Consider the following 3,154-nt stretch of genomic DNA (forward strand, 5'->3'; position numbering starts at 1 on the left):
ACGACTACGCGGCGAGGCGCGTGCCCTGGGGGCACCTCCCGGCCGAAGGCCGGGGGAGCGTCGGCCCGCAGGCGGGGGTTTGAAGACGGGCCCTAGGGTCGGCCCGACGGTCCGTACCCGAGCCGAAGGAGCCGACGGTGGAGCAGCTGACGTACGACGAGGTCGAGGCCGCGGGGCGGCGGATCGCCGGCCGGGTGCGGCCGGTGGCGGTGGCACCCGGGGACGACGGCGGGCGGACCTGGCTGGCGCTGGAGTTCCTGCAGCACACCGGCAGCTTCAAGGCGCGCGGCGCGCAGAACTTCCTGCTCGCCCACGCCGAGGCGGGCACCCTGCCCAAGGCCGGCGTCACCATCGCCTCCGGCGGCAACGCGGGCCTCGCCTGCGCCTGGGCGGCGCGCGAACTCGGCGTCCCGGCAACGGTGTTCCTCCCGGAGACGGCCTCGCCGGTGAAACTGGCGCGGCTGCGCTCGTACGGGGCGCGGGTCCGGCTGGTCGGCCGGGAGTACGCGGAGGCGCTGGCGGCCTGCGAGGAGTTCGCGGCGGCCGACGGGGCACTGGCCTCGCACGCCTACGACCATCCGCTGATCGCCGCCGGGGCGGGGACGGTGCTGGAGGAGATCCGCGCCCGGGTGCCGGGCCTGGACACGGTGGTGGTGGCGGTGGGCGGCGGCGGGCTGTTCGCCGGGGTGGCGGTCGCGGCCCGGGAGCACGGGGTGCGGGTGGTCGCGGTGGAGCCCGCCGGCAGCCGGGCACTGCACGCGGCGATCGAGGCGGGCCGCCCCGTGGACGTGCCGGTCGACTCGGTCGCCCAGGACGCGCTGGGAGCGCGCCGGGCCACCGCGCTGGCGGTGCGGGCGGCCGCGCACGAGGGGGTGCGCTCCGTGCTGGTGCCGGACGAGGCCATCGTGGCGGCCCGTCGCCGGCTGTGGGAGGAGCGCCGGATCGCCGTCGAGCACGCGGCCGCGACCGCGCTGGCCGCCCTGGACGGGGCCGGGGGCGAGCGCGTCGCCGTTCTGCTCTGCGGCGCCAACACCGACCCTTCGGACCTCGTCGATTGACGGTCCGTAAGGTGCTCGCCGAGTCCGCGCGAGAGCCGTCGGCGACCCCTCGGCGGCATGGTTATGCAATGCCGATCATCCTTATAAAAGGCCGAGGGCCACCCATAATGCCGGACGGAATCGGAAAGCTCAATTCGCGCTCAGATGCCGGACCTACTCGCGAGTCACGTAACAGACAACTGAACAGACAGCCTCCTACCTGCACGGATATCCGGCAAAGAAAGTAAACATTCAGTAATGAAATCTGTGCAGACCTCTATGAATAGCCCTACTGTGTGGCAACTCTCCGCGCTCCACCCACCTCGGAGCCCCCACACACAGAGAGATCGCCCATGGCTTCCCTCAACCAGATCTCGCCGCCCGGTCAGAGCACCGGCACCGACGGCACCACCCACCGGTCGCTCAAGCGGCACGTCGGCCTCGTCGGCCTCATGTGGGCCTCGGTCGGATCGATCATCGGCTCCGGCTGGCTCTACGGCGCGAAGAACGGTGTCGTCGCCGCCGGGCCCGCGGCCGTCATCTCCTGGGGCATCGGCGCCGTAGCGATCGTGCTGCTCGCGCTGGTGCACGCCGAGCTCGGCGGGCTCTTCCCGGTCGCCGGTGGCACCGCGCGCTACCCGCACTACGCCTTCGGCGGCCTGGCCGGCATGTCCTTCGGCTGGTTCTCCTGGCTGCAGGCGGCCACGGTGGCACCGATCGAGGTCGAGGCCATGATCGGCTACGCCAAGGACATGCCGTGGGCCAGCGGCCTGCAGAACGCCAACGGCACCCTCACCACCAGCGGGTTCGTCGTCGCGACGCTGCTGATGGCGGTGTTCGTGGCGGTCAACTTCCTCGGCGTGAAGGCCCTGGCCCGCACCAACACGATCACCACCTGGCTGAAGATCTTCGTCCCGCTGTTCACGATCTTCGTCCTGGCGCTCACCAGCTTCCACGGCTCGAACTTCACCTCGCACGGCTTCGCGCCCTTCGGCGCCAAGGGCGTCCTCGCCGCGATCAGCACCAGCGGCATCATCTTCGCCCTGCTCGGCTTCGAGCAGGCCATCCAGATCGCCGGTGAGAGCCGCAACCCCCGCCGCGACATCCCCCGGGCGGTGCTCGGCTCGGTCGCCATCGGCACCCTGATCTACACCCTGCTCCAGGTGGTCTTCATCGGCGCGCTGCCGGTCAGCGCCTTCGCCAACGGCTGGGACAAGCTCGACTTCCCCGGCATCGACGGCCCCTTCGCCGGTCTGGCCACCCTGGTCGGCCTCGGCTGGCTGGCCTGGATCCTCAAGGTCGACGCGGTGATCTCCCCCGGCGGCACCGGCCTGATCTACACCACCTCGACCTCGCGCATCTCCTACGGCCTGAGCCGCAACGGCTACGCGCCGCAGAAGTTCGAGCAGCTGGACAAGAACGGCGTGCCGTGGGCCGGTCTGATCCTGTCCTTCGTCACCGGCGTGATCTGCTTCCTGCCCTTCCCGAGCTGGCAGGAGCTGGTCGGCTTCATCACCTCCGCCAGCGTGCTGATGTACGCCGGGGCCCCGCTGGCCTTCGGCGCCCTGCGCCGCCGCCTGCCGAACCGCGAGCGCTCCTACCGGCTGCCGCTCGGCGGCGTGGTCTCCCCCGCCGCGTTCGTGGTCTCCAGCCTGATCATCTACTGGAGCGGCTGGCACACCCTGTCCCGCCTGGGCATCGCGATCGTGTTCGGCTACCTGCTGCTCGGCAGCTACGCGGCCTACGCGATCAAGAAGGGCCTGCCGAACGCCCCGCGGCTCAACTGGAAGGCCGCCCAGTGGCTGCCGGTCTACCTGCTGGGCCTCGGCCTGATCTCCTGGCAGGGCGGCTTCGGCGACGGCACCGGCCGGATCCCGCTCTGGTACGACATGGCGATCGTCGCGGCGTTCTCGCTGGTCATCTACTACTGGGCGATCCGGGTCGCGCTGCCGGCCGAGGACATCGAGCGGGAGGTCGCGGACGTCGAGGTGGTCGACGCGGGCGGTCACTGACCACCCGAGGCATTCGGTCACCCGAAGCACCCGATCAGCTGGTCACCTGATCACCTGATCGCCGACACCTGACGGGACGGGCCCGCCGGTCGCTGAGTCGACCGG

General features: G+C 71.2%; 2 protein-coding genes. Both read left to right on the plus strand.

Annotated features, from left to right (window positions below; genetic code table 11):
* Positions 1-137 precede the first annotated feature (137 nt).
* A complete protein-coding gene (locus tag ABT247_RS32800; protein WP_350750147.1) occupies positions 138-1,058 on the plus strand; it encodes a serine/threonine dehydratase in 921 nt (306 codons plus the stop codon).
* 431 nt (positions 1,059-1,489) lie between these two features.
* Positions 1,490-3,049: an APC family permease gene (locus tag ABT247_RS32805; protein WP_392902118.1), complete on the plus strand. Its 1,560-nt coding sequence runs from the start codon at positions 1,490-1,492 to the stop codon at positions 3,047-3,049.
* Positions 3,050-3,154: the final 105 nt, after the last annotated feature.

It is taken from the genome of Kitasatospora sp. NPDC001539, from assembly GCF_040298565.1.
GTDB lineage: Bacteria > Actinomycetota > Actinomycetes > Streptomycetales > Streptomycetaceae > Kitasatospora.

What these genes read in the sequence shown, in the direction of transcription:
- ABT247_RS32805 (WP_392902118.1), top strand. Translation starts at nt 1,490, where the DNA reads ATGTGGGCCTCGGTCGGATCGATCATCGGCTCCGGCTGGCTCTACGGC.